Raw genomic sequence first — 16,338 nt, 5'->3', positions numbered from 1 at the left:
GCGAGCGGCACCCAGGACACGCGTCCTGGCTCCCCGGAGGGTACGGCGTGCCGCTCACCGGCTCCGGGCCGTCCCGCCGTCGATGTCGTACCAGCGGGCGGCGAGCAGCAGGGCGATGTCGTCGGGCCGGTCCGGGGCCTGTCTGGCCCGCCCGATCACATGGTCCGCCGTGTCGGCCATCGGGGCCGGGCCGAAGTCGGCGATCGTGCGGCGCAGCCGCTCGATGCCGACGTCGATGTCCGTTCCCGACTGCTCGACCATGCCGTCGGTGTACAGGGCGAGCATCGCGCCCGGGGCGAGGTGCAGTTCCCTGACGGGGTAGGACGCGTCAGGGTCGACACCCAGCACGACTCCGCCCGACAGGTCCATGACCTCGGCAGTGCCGTCCGGGTGACGGAGTACGGGCTGCGGGTGTCCGGCCCGCACAGCCTGCGCGATGCCGGTGGCCGGGTCCAGGACGATGTAGCAGCAGCTGGCGATCTGGCCGGGGTCGAGGTCGATGAGGAGCCGGTTGGTGCCGCTCATCACCTCCTGCGGATCGTGTCCGCTGAGTGCGAAGGCCCTTACCGCGCTGCGCAGCTGGCCCATGGTCGCGGCGGCCGCGACGCCGTGTCCCTGGACGTCCCCGATGACCAGGGACAGCCTCTCGCCCGTCTCGATGACGTCGTACCAGTCGCCTCCGACGTCCATGCCCTGGGTGCCCGCGAGGTAGCGGCCGGCGGTGTCGACGTGGTCGACGACGGGCAGCCGGTGCGGCAGCAGGACATCCTGGAGTCCGCGGGCGAGGGCGGCCTCGCTGTCGTACCGCTGGGCCCGTTGCAGTGCCTGGGCGATGAGGCCGGCCAGCGCGGTCAGGATCGTGCGCTCCTCGGGGCTGAAACCGCGCGGCTGGTCGAAGCCGAGGATGCACGAGCCGACGTGCTGTCCGGAGGCGATCAGCGGCAGGAAGGCGCGGGCGCCGACGTCGGCGTCCATGGGGATGCCGGGGTAGGCGGCGCTCAGATGCTGCATGGACTCGAAGAAGATGGGGCGGCCGGAGGTGAGTGTCTCCACGCCGGGGATGCGGGCGTCCAGGCCGACGCCGTCGAACCCGTCCAGGAAGCCCTTGGGGAAGCCGGTCTCCCATTCCAGGTAGAGGCGGCCCTCCTTGAGCAGGTAGATCGCGAGCTGTCTGCCGCCGAATGCGGGCAGCAGTTCCTCGGTGACCACGGCGGACACCTGGCGGGCCGTGACGGCCTCGGTCAGCGCGATGGCCAGCGCGACCGGCCGGTAGAGCGCGGCGGAACGGTCGGCAGGGGAACCGAGCCCCAGCCTCGGTGAGGAGACCGGCCCCGGAGTGTAGGAGGGCTCCTCGGTGGGGGTGAGCACAGCCGTCAGCCCTTCGTGCCCCGGGTACAGGGAGACCGCGAGCCAGGGGGGAGGGGTACGCCGGGCGAGGAAGTGGACCGGGTCGTCGGAGATCATCGCGGCCCGGTAATGGTCTTCGTACGCCGGGTTCGCGGACCACGGGAGTACCTCCCAGAGCACCCGCCCGACCAGCTCGGACCTGGCATGGCCGAGGAACTGCTCGGCCAGGTCGTTGAGGTAGGTGATCCGGCCGAAGCGGTCCAGCGAGAAGATCCCCCGCGGCAGCCGGTCGGCCGCCTCGGGGACGACCGGGCCGATGCCGAGGTCCACCAGGAAGCCGGTCAGGTGACTCGCCGTACCGGCGCCGGCCCCGTCGTCCCGGCGGCCCGAGACCTCCAGCAAGTGCGAGCGGCCGTCGGGGCCGCGCAGCCGCATCCTGCGTACGACGGGACCGCCCGACCCCGCCGCCTGACGGGCCAGGGCCCACAGGCCGTACACGTCCTCCGGCGCCAGTTGCGCGGCCAGTGCGTCGATCGTGCCCGGGAACTCGGCGGGTTCGGTGCCGAGGATCCCGCACAGCTCGGCGTCGGCGCCGACGGCGCCGCTGGCAAGGTCCCAGTCGAAGCGGCCGATCCGTACCGGCGGCGAGCTGCCGGCGGGCAGTTGCACGGGGAGCGGTTCCTCGTCCCACCGCGGTTTCGTGCCGCTGGACTCCAGCTCCGTCAGTGCGGCGCCGAGCCGTTCGGCGACGCTCCGCAGCCTGCGCCGTTCGACGGTTCCCACTGGCCTGCCGGGGGTCGCCGGGCGCATCACCGTCAGGACCCCGACCCGCTCGCCGGCACTGAGGACCGGCACGTACAAGGAGCCGAACGGGAACGGCAGGCCCGCCATCAGCTGCGGGAAGCGGCGCATGGCCTCCTCGGCGTCGGCGAGGTGCACCGCGCGGCCCGTGCGGAAGACCTCGGCCACGGGGAACGGGCGGTTCACATGCATCCGCCACCAGGGGCGGAAGAGCGGTCCCGGCAGCCCGGCCAGTACCGCCAGCCGCAGCAGTCCCGGTGTGAGGGAGCGCAGAAAGACGCCGCCCGCCTCTCCGCCCACGGACTCCACCCCGCTCACGACGGCCTGGGCGAGCACCAGGGACAGTTCGTCCGGTGCACGGCCGTCCTTCAGCCGCGCGGGCGCTTTGCCGCTCGCGCTGAGCGGAGTACCCCGGGCAGCTCCGTACCAGGTCACACACTCAGCATGCTCCCGAGCAACTGCGCTCCGCACTTCAGACAGAGAGACGCATGACCCAAAATGCACCCTTTATACTTGTATGCGAGTCTGAAAGGCAGCCCATCGTCCGACATCCGCACAGGAGGCACGATCATGGGCAAGAAGCAGAGCCGGCACAACCGTGGCGCCCGCAGCGGCGGCCATGAGCACTCGGCGGCCACGACCACGGAGCCCAAGGAACAGACGAGCACCGCACCCACACCCGAAGGGGTGGAGGCAATCTCGGAGCACGTCTCGCACAAGCGCGAGCGGAAGTTCGGCCACAACTGACCGCCACCACCGCCGCCATCGCGACGGAGCGGCAGCCGCCATCCGAGATGGCGGCTGCCGCTCCGTCGCGACGACCGATAGGGCCGTCGGACGCCCGACGGCCCTATCGGTCGTCGGAGGGCGGCCGGTGGTCACCGAGCTGGTCATTGAGCTTCTGCTGGGCGGAATCGACTTGACCGCTGTGCTTGCCGTGCGTCTTCTTGTCGATGGCGTCGCCGCCCTTCTCGACTCCCTGGCGGGCCTGGTCGGGGTGCCCCTTGATCAGGTCCTTGATCTTGTCGAGCATGCTCATGAATGTCCTCCTCATGGAACGCTGACATTCCCAGCATCCATGCGATGCCCCGGTGCCGCACCCCGGGGCGGAGGGGGCCGCGGCGGGTGGCGAACGGCCGGGCTCCAGGCAAATTACTCACAGGTATGTAGTGACTTCTTGCGCGAGCGCCAGTAGAACTCGTTCCCATTCGATCGAGAGTGAGGGACGTCACATGACGGACTCAAGCTTATCCGACAAGGGATCGAGCGGTGTCTCGCGTCGCGGATTCATGGCTAGAACAGGTTTCATCCTGGGGGCTGCGGCCCTCTCCGGTCACGCCACCGCCGCCCAGGCGGCGAGCCGCACCACAGCCACGGTGATCGGCAGCGGGGAGCACGTCCCGGTCCTGGTGATCGGCACCGGGTACGGCGGTTCCGTGGCCGCCCTACGACTCGCCCGCGCGGGCGTCCACGTCCACATGGTCGAGATGGGCATGTCCTGGGACACCCCCGGGTCGGACGGCAAGATCTTCGCCAACACGACGAGCCCCGACGCCCGCTCGTACTGGCTCCGCACCAAGACCAAGCAGCCCCTCAGCAACTTCTTCGGCTTCCCCATCGACAGGTCGATCCCCCGCTACACCGGAATCCTGGACGCCGAGGACTTCAGCGGCATCACGGTCTACCAGGGGCGAGGCGTCGGCGGCGGCTCACTGGTCAACGGCGGCATGGCGGTCACCCCCAGGCGGGAGAACTTCGGCGCCGTCCTCCCCACGGTCAACGCCGACGAGATGTACTCCACCTACTACCCACGCGCCAACGCGGGCCTGGGCGTCGGCACCGTCGACCCGGCGTGGTTCGACAGCGCCGACTGCTACCAGTACGCGAGGGTCGGCCGCAAGCAGGCCCAGCGCTCCGGCTTCCCGTTCGTCTTCGTGCCCGACGTGTACGACTGGGACTACATGGAGAAGGAGGCGGCCGGCACCGTACCCAAGTCGGCACTGGCCGGCGAGATCCTCTACGGGAACAACTACGGCAAGAAGTCGCTGCAGAAGACCTATCTCGCCCAGGCCGCGGCGACCGGCAACGTCACCATCTCGCCTCTGCACAAGGTGACTTCGGTGGCCCCGGCGTCGGCCGGGGGCTACACGGTCGTCATCGACCAGCTCCGCACCGACGGGAGCACCGAGGCCACCAAGACGGTGACCGCGGACAAGGTGTTCTTCGCGGCCGGCAGCGTCGGCACGAGCAAACTGCTGACCGAATTCAAGGCCACCGGCAGACTGCCCGGCCTCAACGATGAGATCGGCAAGGGCTGGGGCGACAACGGCAACGTCATGTGCGGCCGCGCCAACCACCTGTGGGACCCGACCGGCGCGGTCCAGTCGAGCATCCCCTGCGGCGGCATCGACAACTGGGCGGCCGGCGGGGCGTTCGCCGAGGTCGCGCCGCTGCCGACCGGGATCGAGACGTTCGCCTCGTTCTATCTGTCGATCACGAAGAACCCGAACCGGGCCCAGTTCTCCTGGAACGCCGCGACGGGCAAGGTCGACCTGAACTGGCAGGCCTCGTGGAAGCAGCCGTCCATCGACATGGCCAAAACGATCTTCGACAAGATCAACGCGAAGGAGGGGACGATCTACCGGACCGACCTCTTCGGGGTGTACAAGATCTGGGGCGACCACCTCACCTACCACCCGCTCGGCGGTGCGGTGCTGGACCGCGCGACCGACAACTACGGTCGCCTGCACGGGTATTCGGGCCTGTACGTGATCGACGGCTCGCTGATCCCCGGCAACACCAGCGTCAACCCGTTCGTCACCATCACGGCACTCGCCGAACGGAACATCGAGAAGATCATCGCCGCCGATCTGTGACACCGGCCCAACGCGGCCGGCCTCAGGCGGCGGGGCTGACCTCCTACTGAGTACGCCCCGGGCACCGGCGGGAACAGACGGGCCCGGGGCGTCCGGCTCAGAGGCTGCCGGGTGACCTCCGATCGGAGGGCACCCGGCAGCCTCTCAGTGGCCGGGCAGCACACACACCGCGTCGAGTCCCAGTACGTGGTTGAGCCGGCCGAACGCCAGCCAGGAGCCGATGCTCATGCTCAGCTCGACGATCTCGCGCTGGCTGTAGTGCGCGGTCATCCGGCTCCAGAACTCCTCGTCCAGACCGTGGTGGTCCAGGGCGTAGCGCTCCGCGTACTCGGCGGCCAGCCGGGTCCGGTCGTCGAAGTCCCCGGCGGTACGCCACTCGTTCACCGCGTCGGCGAACTCCTCCTCGACCTTTTCGCCGTCCCGTTCGGTGCGCCAGTCGAGGCAGAACAGGCACCCGTTGATCTGCGCGATCCGCAGCCGGGCGGCCTCGAACTCACGCAGGCCCAGCGAGGTGTGCTCGTACACCGACAGGGAGAAGTTCGCGGCGGCCATCCCGATGCCCGGGACCATGTCACCCCACACGTATCCGATCGGTTCCTGGCCCTCGGGTATGTCGATGATCATGGCTGTTTCCTTCCGAGTCTGCCGGCTGCGGGGCGCAGGGGGACGTCGAGTGCGTCGTAGAGTCCGGGTTCCGCGTCCACCAGCCAGTCGATGGCGTTCACCAGCCGGCCGACCGCGGTGGCGTTGCCGCCCGCCGAGCGGTTCTCGCCCTCGTCGGTGGCCTCGACGGTGACCTCGATGCGCGGACGGCCCTCGATGATCACGCGGTGGGCACCGGCGCCGTCGGGCGGTGCCGGCCAGTCCGGGGCGCAAGACGGGTGGATGCGGGTGATGTGCTCAATGACGATGCGGGGCTCGCCCTCGACGATGCCCTGAACCTCGAAGCGCACCGCGCCCTGGGTGCCCGCCTCGAACTCGCCCATCGTCCGGGTGCTCACCGTCGTCTCCAGCGGCCGCCGGGCCATGGTCTCGCGGATGTCGTCGAGCTCCACGCCCAGGGCTCTGGCCATCAGGCGTATCTGCCCGCCCCACACCATCGTCGGGACGGAGGCCGCGAGCATCAGCGGCTCGTACTCCATGGGGTGTCCCATGCCGATCAGGTGGCGGACCGAGTCGGGCTGGTCGTAGGTGGAGTAGTCGAAGATCTCCTGGCAGCGGATCACGTCGACCGTGGTCCCGAGGCCGCTGATCAGCAGGGGCAGCACGTCGTTGCCCCAGCCGGGGTCGACGCCGGAGACGAACAGCGAGCCACCGCCGTCGGCGACGGCGGCCAGGACCGGTTCGCGCAGCTCCGGCGGGGCGCCCCGCTGGTCATAGAGCGCGTACAGGGCGGGGGTGACGACCACCGCGCCCGTCCGGACCGCCCTGGTGATGTCGGCCAGCGCCTCGTCGGGGCGGATGTCCCCGGATGCCGCGTACACCACCGCGCCGGGAGCGGCGGCCAGCACCGCGTCGATGTCGTCGGTCGCCGCGACGCCCAGATCGCGGCCGAGCCCGCCGAGGCCGCCCGCGTCGCGGCCCACCTTGCCGGGATCATGGACGAGCACATGCGCCAGTTTCAGGGCCGGATGGGCCTCGACGGCGCGGATGGCCGCGCGGCCGACATTGCCGGTACCCCAGACCACCGTGGAAATCATGCGGCGGAGGGTAGCGCGCGGGATGAAAGGTTCATAGTGCCTTCGCCCACCCGGTTGGGGAGGGTGACCGGGGCGGGCCCGCAGGCTCCGCCCCGGTCACCCGGCCCGCCGTTACTCGTCGATCGCGGATCCGAACGCGGCGCCGGCCGCCGGGCCGCCGAGCGATCCGCCGTCGAAGGTCCACCCCTCGCGGATCGTCACACCGCTCGTGTTCGCCCGGAACGCCCAGATGACGCCGTTGCCCCCGTCCTCACCCGGCGCTGCGGCCAGCAGGCCGAGGCGGCCGTTCCTGTCCGGGTCGCTCAGCCGGACCTGGCCTCCCCAGTGGTCGCCCTTCTCCGCCACGCCCAGGACGAACCCCGAGTTCTGGTCCCAGGAGGCCGCGTCGGCGGCGGTCAGCCCGTCGGCCGAGCCGCGCAGCACCCACACGGCGCCTGCGTCCGCGACGTCGTAAATGTCCTCGCCCGGTGCGCCGATCGCCACGTCCGCGTACCCGTCGCCGTTGACGTCCGCCACGGAGAGGTCGCTTCCCCAGCCGTCGCCGGCCTCGGCCTTGCCCGGGATGCCCGGGGTGTCCTGCGTCCACCACACCGGCGGGGTGCCCGGGCCCTCGGCGCCGGCCGGCCCGTCACCGGCGCTGCCGTAGTACACGCCGACGACTCCACCGGTCACGGCCGCGCCGCCGTCGTCGGGACTGTTCGGCTCCCCGGTGACGAGGTCGTCGTAGCCGTCGTTGTTGATGTCACCGGATGCGACGGCCGGGCCGCCGCGCAGATCGCCCTCGTAGCGGAGTCCCTGGACATCGCCGAGGAACAGCGACGACCAGCCGTGGCCCGATTCCTTGCCCGTGGTCACTCCGGCGACGACGAGATCGGCGAGGCCGTTGCCGTCGTAGTCGCCGGTGGTCATGGCCCTGGGCGCGATCGGGCGGCCCGGGGTGCCGGGGGTCAGGCGGTTTCGCGACGCGGGCACCAACTGCGCGGACCTGCCCTGCGGCGCCGCGTCGTACTGGTACAGGGTGAGGTTGTCGCGGTCGGTCACGGCCAGCTGGTCACCCGGGATGCCGGGGCTGAAGTGTGCCGCCGCGAGAGCACTGCCGAACCGGGCGCCGACCACGAGCTGATCGGCCTGAAGCCAGTCGCTGTCGGCGCCCGAGAGCCCCTTCGGGGAGCCCCACAGCACGACGATGCCGCCCGCGTCGGTCACCGGCTCGATGTCCTCGCCGGGCAGGCCGACGATCGCGTCGTCGTAGCCGTCCCCGTCGAGGTCGCCGGTGGCGAGCGCGCTGCCGAAGCCGTCACCCGCCTCGGCGGCCCCCGGCACCCCGGCGGTGTTCTGGCTGAGCACCACGGGGTTGTAGGTCCCGATGCCCGTCTTCGCGCCGTACTGCACGGTCACGTAGCCCGCGCCCTTCTTCCCGCCGACGGTCCCGCCGGACGCGCCGGTGAGCACGTCCTCGTATCCGTCGCCGTTGAAATCTGTGTTGCGGTCGTTCGCGTGCGTTCCGCCAGGAGTGCCGGCGTAGGCGGAGGGCGCGGCGATGCCGGCCCCTGCCATCAGGAGAAATGCGGCCGCGACAACGGCGGCCGAACGGTTGGTGCGCACGAGCGGCTCCTCGGTTCAAGGATGACCGGGCGAGTCCGGGGGGACGCCAGGAAAGGCCCGTTACCTTCCTGGCGCCCCGTTCGACCTCCTATGAGGCGGAAGGGTTGTACGACACACGAAAAAGGGGTGGGAAGGAGCCGATCGGCTCCTTCCCACCCCTGCGCCCGGCTTCTCCCGAAGGCGGATCCGCGCTATGTCAGTAGGCCCCGAACACGTTGTCGATCGAGCCGTACGTGGCGGCGGCGTAGTTGCACGCGGCGGTGATGTTGGCGACGGGGTCGAGGATGTCCATCGACGTACCGGCCACGTGGTAGGCCTCGAAGGTGGGCTGGATGACCTGGAGGAGGCCCTTCGAGGGGGTGCCGGCGGCGGCGTTCGAGTCCCAGTTGTTGACGATCTGCGGGTTGCCCGAGGACTCGCGGATGACGTTGCGGTAGATGCCGTCGTAGCTGCCGGGGATGCCGTGCTGGGCCATCACGGCCAGCGACTCCTTGATCCAGCCGTCGAGGTCGTCGGTGTACGCCGTCGCAGCCTGCGCCGGAGCGGTGGCTGCGGTCTCCTCAGCGAGGGGCGTGGCCGTCCGCTGGGACCGGTCGGCACGGTCGGTGCCAGCGGCCCGGTCGGACGACTGCGAGGCATCGGCCGTGGGCTTGGACTCGGTCGCGGGCTTTGCCTTCGATTCGGCCGCGGGGGCCGCCTTGGGCGCGACAGCCGCGGACTTGGCACCGATGGTCAGCTTGAGCCCCGGGTAAATCAGATCGGGGTTTCCACCGATCGCACTCCGGTTGTCCTGGTAGAGCCGCTCCCAGCCGCCACTGAGGGAATGTCCCTGGGCGATCTTGGAAAGCGAATCACCGGAGACCACGGAATAGACGGTGGACTCCGCCTTGCGGACGGCAATTTCCTTGGCAGCAACGGAAGTCGAGGCCGCCGACTTTTCTGCGACGACAGAGTGTGCCGGTGCGGCAGAAGCCGATCCGGCCCCGATCAGGGGGAGCGCGAGAACGACTCCGCCCGTGCTCACGGCGATGAAACCGCGGGTCAGGGAGGTGGACTTGGAACGACGGTTCTTACCCATGATGGGCATGGCGCATTTCCTCTCCGCCGCCTGCGAGGTGAGCTGTCGGGTTCGGACTGGAGATGTCCGGCCGCCCGTGATGGCGACTTCACCCCTAGCCGCTCCGGATACCGGACCGGCGGCAAACCTGGGTCCCCCGCTCCTGCCGTACGTGAGTGGGTCGGGTTTCCGGACGGCGGCAGGATTCGGCGTTCCATCCGGATTGACGGTGACCGTAAGCGAGAAACGCCGAGCGAAACAAGCCCTGAATTCTGGATCTCAATTGAATCGCAAGATCAATTAAAGGAAATACTCACCATCAGACCTCCCCGGGGAAGTCAATTTTCTTGGCGCAACAGGGAACCGAAGGCGGACACCCCGCGTCCCGGGGCCAGAAAAGTGATGCTGACCACTGCGCCCGAAACGGGCGATTTGCTGGATATTAATAACCTTTGAGCCACAGAAAAGGTGCCCTGAGGGTTAATTAGCTGCAATTCTGACTAGTTGCGCAATCAGGACATTTGGGCACCCCGGAAGCAGCGCCCCGGGCGCGGTCGAACAGGGGTCGCGGATGGACCCATGCAGAGACTCACGACAGACGGCGCCACGCTCCACTGCGAAGTCCGCGACTCCGGCCCGCTGCGCTCGTCTCCCAGAGCGGTGAGGGCGACGCGGACCGCAGCACCGATCTGCTCGGCCTGCTCGTGGACCGCTGCACCGCGGTCATCGACGCCGAGCTCGACCAGGAAGCGCTGCGGGCGACTCCCGTACACATCGTGCCCGCGAGCGGCAGCGCCACGGCGCCTTCGGGTTTCGTCGGACAGTGCGCGCAGAGCCCCGCCGAGCCGGTCGGCCGGGAAGTCGTCACGTTCCCCGGCGGACACAACGGCAACAGCACGCATCCGCGGGCGTACGCGGCCCGGCTGCGGGACGTCCTGACAAAGGCGTGAACGCGGGCGGTCAGGCAGGGCGGAGCCCAAGTGACCACACCGGCACGGAAGTCACCACACCGGCAAGGAAGTCGGCACCGCCCCGGTGCACCGCCCCTGAGGGCTCAGCTCCCGCCCTCGCGTCGGAGCTGCGCCGAAAGGTGGTGCTGGAGCGGCTGACCGACCGCCGCGAGGTCATGGACGAATTCGAGCGTGCCGTCGTCCGTCAGGGTGTAGCGGCGGCGGGTGGCGCTGACTTCCTTCGCTGTGGGAGCGAGAGCGACCTGATGGGTGGCGAGGTCGGCAGCGCCGTCGGCCGCGCGGCCGGTCAGGATCTCCGCGATACCGGTGGGCTGGGTGATCAGCGCCTCCACGCGCCCGTCCGGCTGCATCCGCCACCAGCCGCTCTCCCGGGCCGACGGCCGCAGCGGGGCACCGTCCGCGTCCAGCAGCCAGGCGCGCGCCTCGTAGTGGAGGAAGGGCCGTCCGTCATGACTGAAGGTCACCTCCTGCGCGTACCGGAACTCCTCGGCGAGCGTCGGGTACTCACCGCGGCCCCGCCCGGCCCAGGTGCCCAGGAACCCGGTCAGCGGTGCGAGCAGTGCGTGCGGTGCAGGCGCTTCGTCCGGCCGGAACGCGTCGGGATACGGGTGCTTCTGGACGGGGTCGAACATCTTGCGCGCTCCTGAGTCGGGGATGGTACCGGTGTCAGCCGGCAGCTTAGGCCCACGGCACGCGAGCGGGCCGCGTCCATGCCCTCACGCATCCGTGCCGTCATACTCCCTCCTCAGCACGGGAGTCACCCCTCGTGGCGGAAGTCCATCATGCAGAAGACCTTGTCGTAGCGGAGTTCACCGACGGCGACGAAGCCGGGCAGACGCCCGTACTCGGTGAAGCCCAGCGACCGGTAGAGGTGCAGGGCGGCGCTGTTGTCGCCGCGGGCGTCCAGCGTGAGGACCTCGATCCCCGCCCGCCCGGCGTCGGCGATCAGCGCGGCGGTCAGCGCCCGGCCGATGCCGCGACCGTGGGCAGTGGCAGCCACCGCGATCTTTTCGAGATCGGCGTGCGGACGATGGGTGGGCCGCGTGTGGCGCAGCCAGTACCCAAGCCCGACGAGCTGACGGTCCAGGTAGGCGGCGCGCAGGGCGGCATCGCCCGCGTGCACCGCGGAGAAGACGTGGTCGAGGAGTTCCGCCACCTCGTCGGGCGAGGGGGGATCGACCCACCCCAGTGCGGCGCCTTCACGGACCAGGTCCGCCAGGATGCGATGGGCCGACGCCGCGAACCGGGCGCCGAGGCCCCGATCGGACGTCAGCTCCATCGCGTCCAGGATGACGGGCCCGGGGGTCCTGCCGCCGGTCGAAGCCGTGTTCATGACCAGAAGCCTAAGGGCTGTCCCGAGTCCCGCAGGACAACCGCGGCCCGCCGATGCCCTGCGGGGGCTCGGGTCAGTTCCAGCGGTCCTGGTTGATGAAGTGGCTGAAGCCGCGCCAGGAGTTGGGGCCCATCACGCCGTCGACGGGGCCGGTGTAGCCGTTCTGGGTGGCGAGTCGCTGGAGGGCTGCCCAGGTGTTGGTACCGGGTACGCCGTCGATGGGTCCGGTGTAGCCCCAGTTACGCATGTTCTGCTGGAGCGCGGCATACGTGTGGGGCCCGGGGACCCCGTCGATCGGGCCGGTGTAACCGGACTCGATCCGCAGCCAGTTCTGCGTCCGCTGCCACATCACCGGACCGGGAACACCATCCTGCTCCGTCGACGTCTTCGGCAGCCCACCACCGCCTCCTCCCCGCAGGTAGTCCAGCGGGTTGACCCGGGTACCGCCCGGCGTGATCAGATGCCAGTGCACGTGCGGTCCGGTGGAGCTTCCCGAGCCGGGGGCTCCGACGGCACCGCCGGAGTACCCGACGACCCCTCCCTTTCCGACCGAGGCGCCGTTGGCCAGCAGGAACTGGGACAGGTGCATGTACTGCGTCCGGTACCCGTCGCTGTGGGTGATGGTCACCGTGTGTCCACCGGTACCGTTGTCCGGGATATTGGTGATGACACCGGCACCCGCGGCCGGCAGCGCGGTGCCGACGCCCATCCCGTAGTCGATTCCACCCAACGAGCCGTCGTTGAGGTGGTCCTGCCAGGTACCGGTGATCCGGTATCCGCTGAACGGGTTGTAGATGTCCAGCGCCTGGGCGGCATTCCCCGAGAACAGCACGCCGCCGGCCGCCAGACCGAGCGTGGTGACCGAGCCCCTCAGCAGCGTGCGCCGGCTCATCTCGATCCGCGGCCGACCCCCCTGGCCGTCGTCGGACCCATGGTTCTTCTGCACGGCAACTCCCTTGATACTACGGCGACTTGACTTGCCAGAGCGAGGCGGAGTCACGGTAACCTACGCGCATAGATTTTGATAAGCACATGACACATCCTCGATAGGCACATGGCCCGTCCACTGCGGGGAGCCCCACACCTCACCGGAGGAAGCATGCGCAGGAGAACCCTGATTCGCGCCGCCGCGGCAACGGCCCTGACCCCGGCCGGGATACTCACGGCCGCCGGTGCCGCAACCGCGGCCGGCCCGCCCCGCGCCCAGGCAGCAGACCTGGAGGGCCTGGACGTCTCGAACAACCAGCTGGGCATCGACTACGCCCGCGCCGCCGCGGAAGGCCGGCAGTTCGTCATCGTCAAGGCCGGCGGATGCCAGCTCACCGAGGGCCCCTACACCTCGTCCTCGTATCCCGGCCATGTCGACGGCGCCCGCGCCGCGGGCCTGCGAGTGGGTCACTACTGGTTGTCGGGAGACTTCCTCGGCCCCGCCGCAGCGGCCGACTACTTCGTGGACCATCTGCACGACTACCGCGTCGGCGACGTGCTCGCGCTCGACGTGGAGGTGCTCGACGACTCCACCCGCCTGTGGAACGACGCCGATGTGTCCACCTGGTTCAACCGGGTACGCGAACGCGTCGGAAGCTATGTGCCCTGGTTCTACATCAGCACCGGCGCACTGCGCGCGGGCACCTGGACCGCCACCGTCGCCGCCGGCGCCCACCTGTGGGCGGCCTCCTGGGGAGCCAACGACGGCACCTGGCCCGGCGCGCCCGACCTCGGCGGCCACTACCCCGACTGGGCAGCCCATCAGTACACCTCCTCCGGCGGCGCCGGCGGCGCGTCCCCCGTCGACCTCAGCCGCGCCCGCTCCTGGGCGTTCGACCTCACCGAGGCGACCGACCCGCCGTCCGGAGGGGACTCGCTGCCGAAGACGTCGACGGAGCAGGATGGTGTTCCCGGTCCGGTGATGTGGCAGCGGACGCAGAACTGGCTGCGGATCGAGTCCGGTTACACCGGCCCGATCGACGGGGTCCCCGGGCCCCACACGTATGCCGCGCTCCAGCAGAACATGCGTAACTGGGGCTACACCGGACCCATCGACGGCGTACCCGGTACCAACACCTGGGCAGCCCTCCAGCGACTCGCCGCCCAGAACGGCTACACCGGCCCCGTCGACGGCGTGATGGGCCCCAACTCCTGGCGCGGCTTCAGCCACTTCATCAACCAGGACCGCTGGAACTGACCCGAGCCGCAGCCCCCGCGGAGCTGTCCGGGGCAGGGGGACCGACCGTCCGGAGACGCAAGAAATCCCCGGTCCGCAATTGCGGACCGGGGATTTTCCCGAGTATATTGAGTGTTTCTGTGCGCCCACAGAAAAGGCCCCTCACTGGGGGCCACTAAGCAAAACCATATCCGGCAGGGAGCCATTTTGTCAACTCGGGAAAGCTCCGAATTGCAGAAGGAGCAGGCATTCATCGACCGGCTCTACGACCGTGTCGACGCGCTGCGCGGAGTAGCCGCCCAGCAGGTCCAGGACGCGCTGACGCCGGTCGGAACGGGTCTACAGGCCCGTCACGAGCGCGATGTGCTCGTCGCTGAACGCTCAGGTCTGCTCGCTGCCCTGAATGCCGTGGACGGCTCGCTGTGTTTCGGCCGCATCGATCTCTCCAGCGGCGCGGCCCACCACATCGGCCGGGTCGGAATCCGCGAGGACGACACCGCGCACACACCTCTGCTGATCGACTGGCGCGCGCCGGTGGCCCGCCCCTTCTATCTCGCCACCGGTCACACCACCATGGGGCTGCGCCGGCGCCGGCACATCACCACCGAGGGCCGGGTCGTCACCGAACTGCACGACGAGATCCTCGACGTCGGGGACCGGGAGCGCACCGGCTTCGAGGACCCGAGCGGCGACGCCGTACTGCTCGCCGCCGTGAACTCCGCCCGCACCGGCCGCATGGGCGACATCGTGCGGACCATCCAGGCGGAGCAGGACCGCATCATCCGCGCGCCGCACCGCGGTGTTCTCGTCGTCGAGGGCGGTCCCGGCACCGGCAAGACAGCGGTGGCGCTGCATCGGGCCGCCTTCCTGCTGTACGAGCACCGCGAGCTGCTCGCCAAGCGCGCCGTCCTGATCGTGGGCCCCAACCCGGCCTTCCTGCGCTACATCGGCGAGGTGCTGCCCGCGCTCGGCGAGACCGGTGTCCTGCTCGCCACCCAGGCCGAGCTCTTCCCCGGGGTCCACGCCGACGGCACCGACACCCGCCGCGCCGCCGCAGTCAAGGGCGGCGCGGCGATGGCGGAGGCACTCGCCCTCGCCGTCCGCGACCGGCAGCAGCTGCCCGAGCCCGGCGCCCCGCTGGTCATCGCGCACGATGACGGCGACCTCGTCCTCGACTGGGAGATCGCGTACGAGGCCCGGCAGGCGGCCCGCGACACCCTCCTGCCCCACAACCTCGCCCGCCCGCACTTCGCGTTCCGGATCATCGACGCCCTGACCTCGCAGCTCACCGAGCGCATCGGCGCCGACCCGCACGGCGGTCCCAACTTCCTCGGTCCCGACGACATCGCCCAGCTCGGCAGCAACGTCGCCGTCAGCAAGGAGGTGCACTCCGCCGCCGACGAGCTGTGGCCGCCCCTCACCCCGGAGCGGTTCCTCTCCGACTACCTGGCCGGCCCCCTGTACGTACCGGCCGAGGACGCCGAAGCCATCCGGCGCGCCCCCGGCGAAGGGACCTGGACCCCTGCCGACGTTCCGCTGCTCGACGAGGTGGCGGAGCTCCTCGGGGTCGACGACAGCGCCGAGCGGGCCGCCGCCGAGGCCGAGCGCCAGGAGCGGATCGCGTACGCGCAGGGCGTTCTGGAGCTGTCGAGGGGTTCGGAGTCCTACGAGTTCGAGGACGAGGAGTCCGAGACGCTCGCCGCGCACGACATCATCGACGCCGAACGGATGGCGGAGCGGCAGGAGGAGGCCGACCACCGCAGTGCGGCGGAGCGCGCCGCCGCCGACCGGACCTGGGCGTTCGGGCACATCATCGTCGACGAGGCACAGGAGTTGTCGCCGATGGCGTGGCGGCTGCTGATGCGCCGTTCGCCGACCCGCGCGATGACGCTGGTCGGTGACCCCGCCCAGACCTCCGAGGAGGCCGGCGTCGGCTCGTGGGAGAAGATCCTGGAGCCGTACGTCGGTGACCGCTTCGAGCACGCCACCCTCAAGGTCAACTACCGCACGCCTGCCGAGATCATGGAGCTGGCCGCCGGGGTCGTACGGGCCGAGGACCCTTCCTTCGAGCCGCCGGGCTCGGTGCGGTCCACCGGCGAGGTGCCGTGGACACGGGACGCCGGGGAGGACCTGGCGGGCGCGGTGGCGCTGGCGGTCGCTGAGTTGACGCCCGAGGAGGGGCGCCTCGCGGTGATCGCGCCGGCGGCGCTCCACGAGGAGATCGCGGCTCCGCTGGAAGGAGTCACGGCCGGTGCCGAGCCCGATCTGGCCCGTCCGGTGGTGCTGCTCGACCCGCGGCAGGCCAAGGGGCTCGAATTCGACCATGTTCTGGTCGTGGAGCCCGCCCGGTTCGGGACCAGCGACCTGTACGTGGCGCTGACCCGTGCCACGCAGCGCCTGGGCATCATCCACCGGGAGAAACTGCCCGACTCCCTGCGCTGACGGGGCAGGTGGGGAGCGAACCGGGCCCTGTGGCCCCGGCGG

14 protein-coding genes and 1 riboswitch are annotated in these 16,338 nt (G+C 70.2%); of the genes, 5 read left to right on the top strand and 9 right to left on the bottom strand.

Annotated elements, in window-relative coordinates; all coding sequences use genetic code 11:
- Positions 1-54: 54 nt before the first annotated feature.
- On the bottom strand, positions 55-2,583 hold the full coding sequence (locus OG322_RS34580) for a SpoIIE family protein phosphatase (protein ID WP_405702378.1): 2,529 nt from the start codon (positions 2,581-2,583) through the stop codon (positions 55-57).
- Positions 2,584-2,718: 135 nt separating this feature from the next.
- Between OG322_RS34580 and OG322_RS34575 the strand changes: the two genes are divergently transcribed.
- The gene (locus tag OG322_RS34575) at positions 2,719-2,895 is read left to right on the top strand and encodes a hypothetical protein (protein WP_164494555.1); all 177 of its coding nucleotides are present in this window, start codon (positions 2,719-2,721) and stop codon (positions 2,893-2,895) included.
- A gap of 103 nt (positions 2,896-2,998) precedes the next feature.
- Here the strand turns inward: OG322_RS34575 and OG322_RS34570 are convergent, their stop codons facing one another.
- A complete protein-coding gene (locus OG322_RS34570; RefSeq protein WP_123467640.1) occupies positions 2,999-3,187 on the bottom strand; it encodes an antitoxin in 189 nt (62 codons plus the stop codon).
- 250 nt (positions 3,188-3,437) lie between these two features.
- Between OG322_RS34570 and OG322_RS34565 the strand changes: the two genes are divergently transcribed.
- On the top strand, positions 3,438-5,024 hold the full coding sequence (locus OG322_RS34565) for a GMC oxidoreductase (protein ID WP_398912801.1): 1,587 nt from the start codon (positions 3,438-3,440) through the stop codon (positions 5,022-5,024).
- A 144-nt stretch (positions 5,025-5,168) separates the two neighbouring features.
- Here the strand turns inward: OG322_RS34565 and OG322_RS34560 are convergent, their stop codons facing one another.
- The 4 genes from OG322_RS34560 to OG322_RS34545 all read right to left on the bottom strand — a co-directional run bounded on the left by OG322_RS34560 (position 5,169) and on the right by OG322_RS34545 (position 9,416).
- Positions 5,169-5,648, bottom strand: coding sequence for a carboxymuconolactone decarboxylase family protein (locus tag OG322_RS34560; protein ID WP_123467645.1), 480 nt, complete (start codon positions 5,646-5,648; stop codon positions 5,169-5,171).
- Complete coding sequence (locus tag OG322_RS34555) at positions 5,645-6,724, bottom strand: NAD(P)H-dependent amine dehydrogenase family protein (RefSeq protein WP_123467647.1); 1,080 nt, start codon at positions 6,722-6,724, stop codon at positions 5,645-5,647. Before OG322_RS34555 ends, OG322_RS34560 begins: the two co-directional genes overlap by 4 nt.
- 111 nt (positions 6,725-6,835) lie before the next feature.
- Entirely contained in the window at positions 6,836-8,329 is a 1,494-nt protein-coding gene (locus OG322_RS34550; protein WP_123467649.1) for an FG-GAP repeat protein, read from the bottom strand.
- Between the two features lie 196 nt (positions 8,330-8,525).
- The gene (locus tag OG322_RS34545) at positions 8,526-9,416 is read right to left on the bottom strand and encodes a LysM peptidoglycan-binding domain-containing protein (RefSeq protein ID WP_123467651.1); all 891 of its coding nucleotides are present in this window, start codon (positions 9,414-9,416) and stop codon (positions 8,526-8,528) included.
- A gap of 3 nt (positions 9,417-9,419) precedes the next feature.
- Positions 9,420-9,605, bottom strand: a riboswitch (cyclic di-AMP (ydaO/yuaA leader).
- A gap of 485 nt (positions 9,606-10,090) precedes the next feature.
- Here OG322_RS34545 and OG322_RS34540 point away from each other — a divergent pair.
- Positions 10,091-10,336 (top strand): hypothetical protein, encoded by a 246-nt coding sequence (locus OG322_RS34540; protein ID WP_329307413.1) that lies wholly within the window; start codon positions 10,091-10,093, stop codon positions 10,334-10,336.
- A gap of 104 nt (positions 10,337-10,440) precedes the next feature.
- On the opposite strand, the gene OG322_RS34535 is transcribed toward OG322_RS34540, so the two are convergent.
- The 3 genes from OG322_RS34535 to OG322_RS34525 form a co-directional block, all read right to left on the bottom strand.
- Positions 10,441-10,989, bottom strand: coding sequence for an FABP family protein (locus OG322_RS34535; RefSeq protein ID WP_207316571.1), 549 nt, complete (start codon positions 10,987-10,989; stop codon positions 10,441-10,443).
- Between the two features lie 125 nt (positions 10,990-11,114).
- Positions 11,115-11,690, bottom strand: coding sequence for a GNAT family N-acetyltransferase (locus tag OG322_RS34530; RefSeq protein WP_329307412.1), 576 nt, complete (start codon positions 11,688-11,690; stop codon positions 11,115-11,117).
- 73 nt (positions 11,691-11,763) lie between these two features.
- Positions 11,764-12,636 (bottom strand): peptidoglycan DD-metalloendopeptidase family protein, encoded by an 873-nt coding sequence (locus OG322_RS34525; RefSeq protein WP_329307411.1) that lies wholly within the window; start codon positions 12,634-12,636, stop codon positions 11,764-11,766.
- Between the two features lie 153 nt (positions 12,637-12,789).
- Here OG322_RS34525 and OG322_RS34520 point away from each other — a divergent pair, with 153 nt between their 5' ends.
- Positions 12,790-13,875 carry a GH25 family lysozyme gene (locus tag OG322_RS34520; RefSeq protein ID WP_123467657.1) on the top strand — a complete coding sequence of 362 codons (1,086 nt, stop codon included), beginning with the start codon at positions 12,790-12,792 and terminating at the stop codon, positions 13,873-13,875.
- 210 nt (positions 13,876-14,085) lie between these two features.
- Positions 14,086-16,296, top strand: coding sequence for a HelD family protein (locus OG322_RS34515; RefSeq protein WP_329307799.1), 2,211 nt, complete (start codon positions 14,086-14,088; stop codon positions 16,294-16,296).
- The last annotated feature ends 42 nt before the right edge of the window (positions 16,297-16,338 follow it).

The sequence above is a fragment of the Streptomyces sp. NBC_01260 genome, from assembly GCF_036226405.1.
GTDB lineage: Bacteria > Actinomycetota > Actinomycetes > Streptomycetales > Streptomycetaceae > Streptomyces > Streptomyces laculatispora.
The sequence above is the reverse complement of the archived record's forward strand: the minus strand, read 5'-3'. Positions and strand labels throughout refer to the sequence as shown.

Excerpts from the sequence above, each read along its gene's own strand:
- OG322_RS34575 (WP_164494555.1), top strand. The coding sequence starts at position 2,719 with ATGGGCAAGAAGCAGAGCCGGCACAACCGTGGCGCCCGCAGCGGCGGC.
- OG322_RS34570 (WP_123467640.1), bottom strand. The coding sequence starts at position 3,187 with ATGAGCATGCTCGACAAGATCAAGGACCTGATCAAGGGGCACCCCGAC.
- OG322_RS34565 (WP_398912801.1), top strand. The coding sequence starts at position 3,438 with ATGGCTAGAACAGGTTTCATCCTGGGGGCTGCGGCCCTCTCCGGTCAC.
- OG322_RS34560 (WP_123467645.1), bottom strand. The coding sequence starts at position 5,648 with ATGATCATCGACATACCCGAGGGCCAGGAACCGATCGGATACGTGTGG.
- OG322_RS34555 (WP_123467647.1), bottom strand. The coding sequence starts at position 6,724 with ATGATTTCCACGGTGGTCTGGGGTACCGGCAATGTCGGCCGCGCGGCC.
- OG322_RS34545 (WP_123467651.1), bottom strand. The coding sequence starts at position 9,416 with ATGCCCATCATGGGTAAGAACCGTCGTTCCAAGTCCACCTCCCTGACC.
- OG322_RS34535 (WP_207316571.1), bottom strand. The coding sequence starts at position 10,989 with ATGTTCGACCCCGTCCAGAAGCACCCGTATCCCGACGCGTTCCGGCCG.
- OG322_RS34530 (WP_329307412.1), bottom strand. The coding sequence starts at position 11,690 with ATGAACACGGCTTCGACCGGCGGCAGGACCCCCGGGCCCGTCATCCTG.
- OG322_RS34520 (WP_123467657.1), top strand. The coding sequence starts at position 12,790 with ATGCGCAGGAGAACCCTGATTCGCGCCGCCGCGGCAACGGCCCTGACC.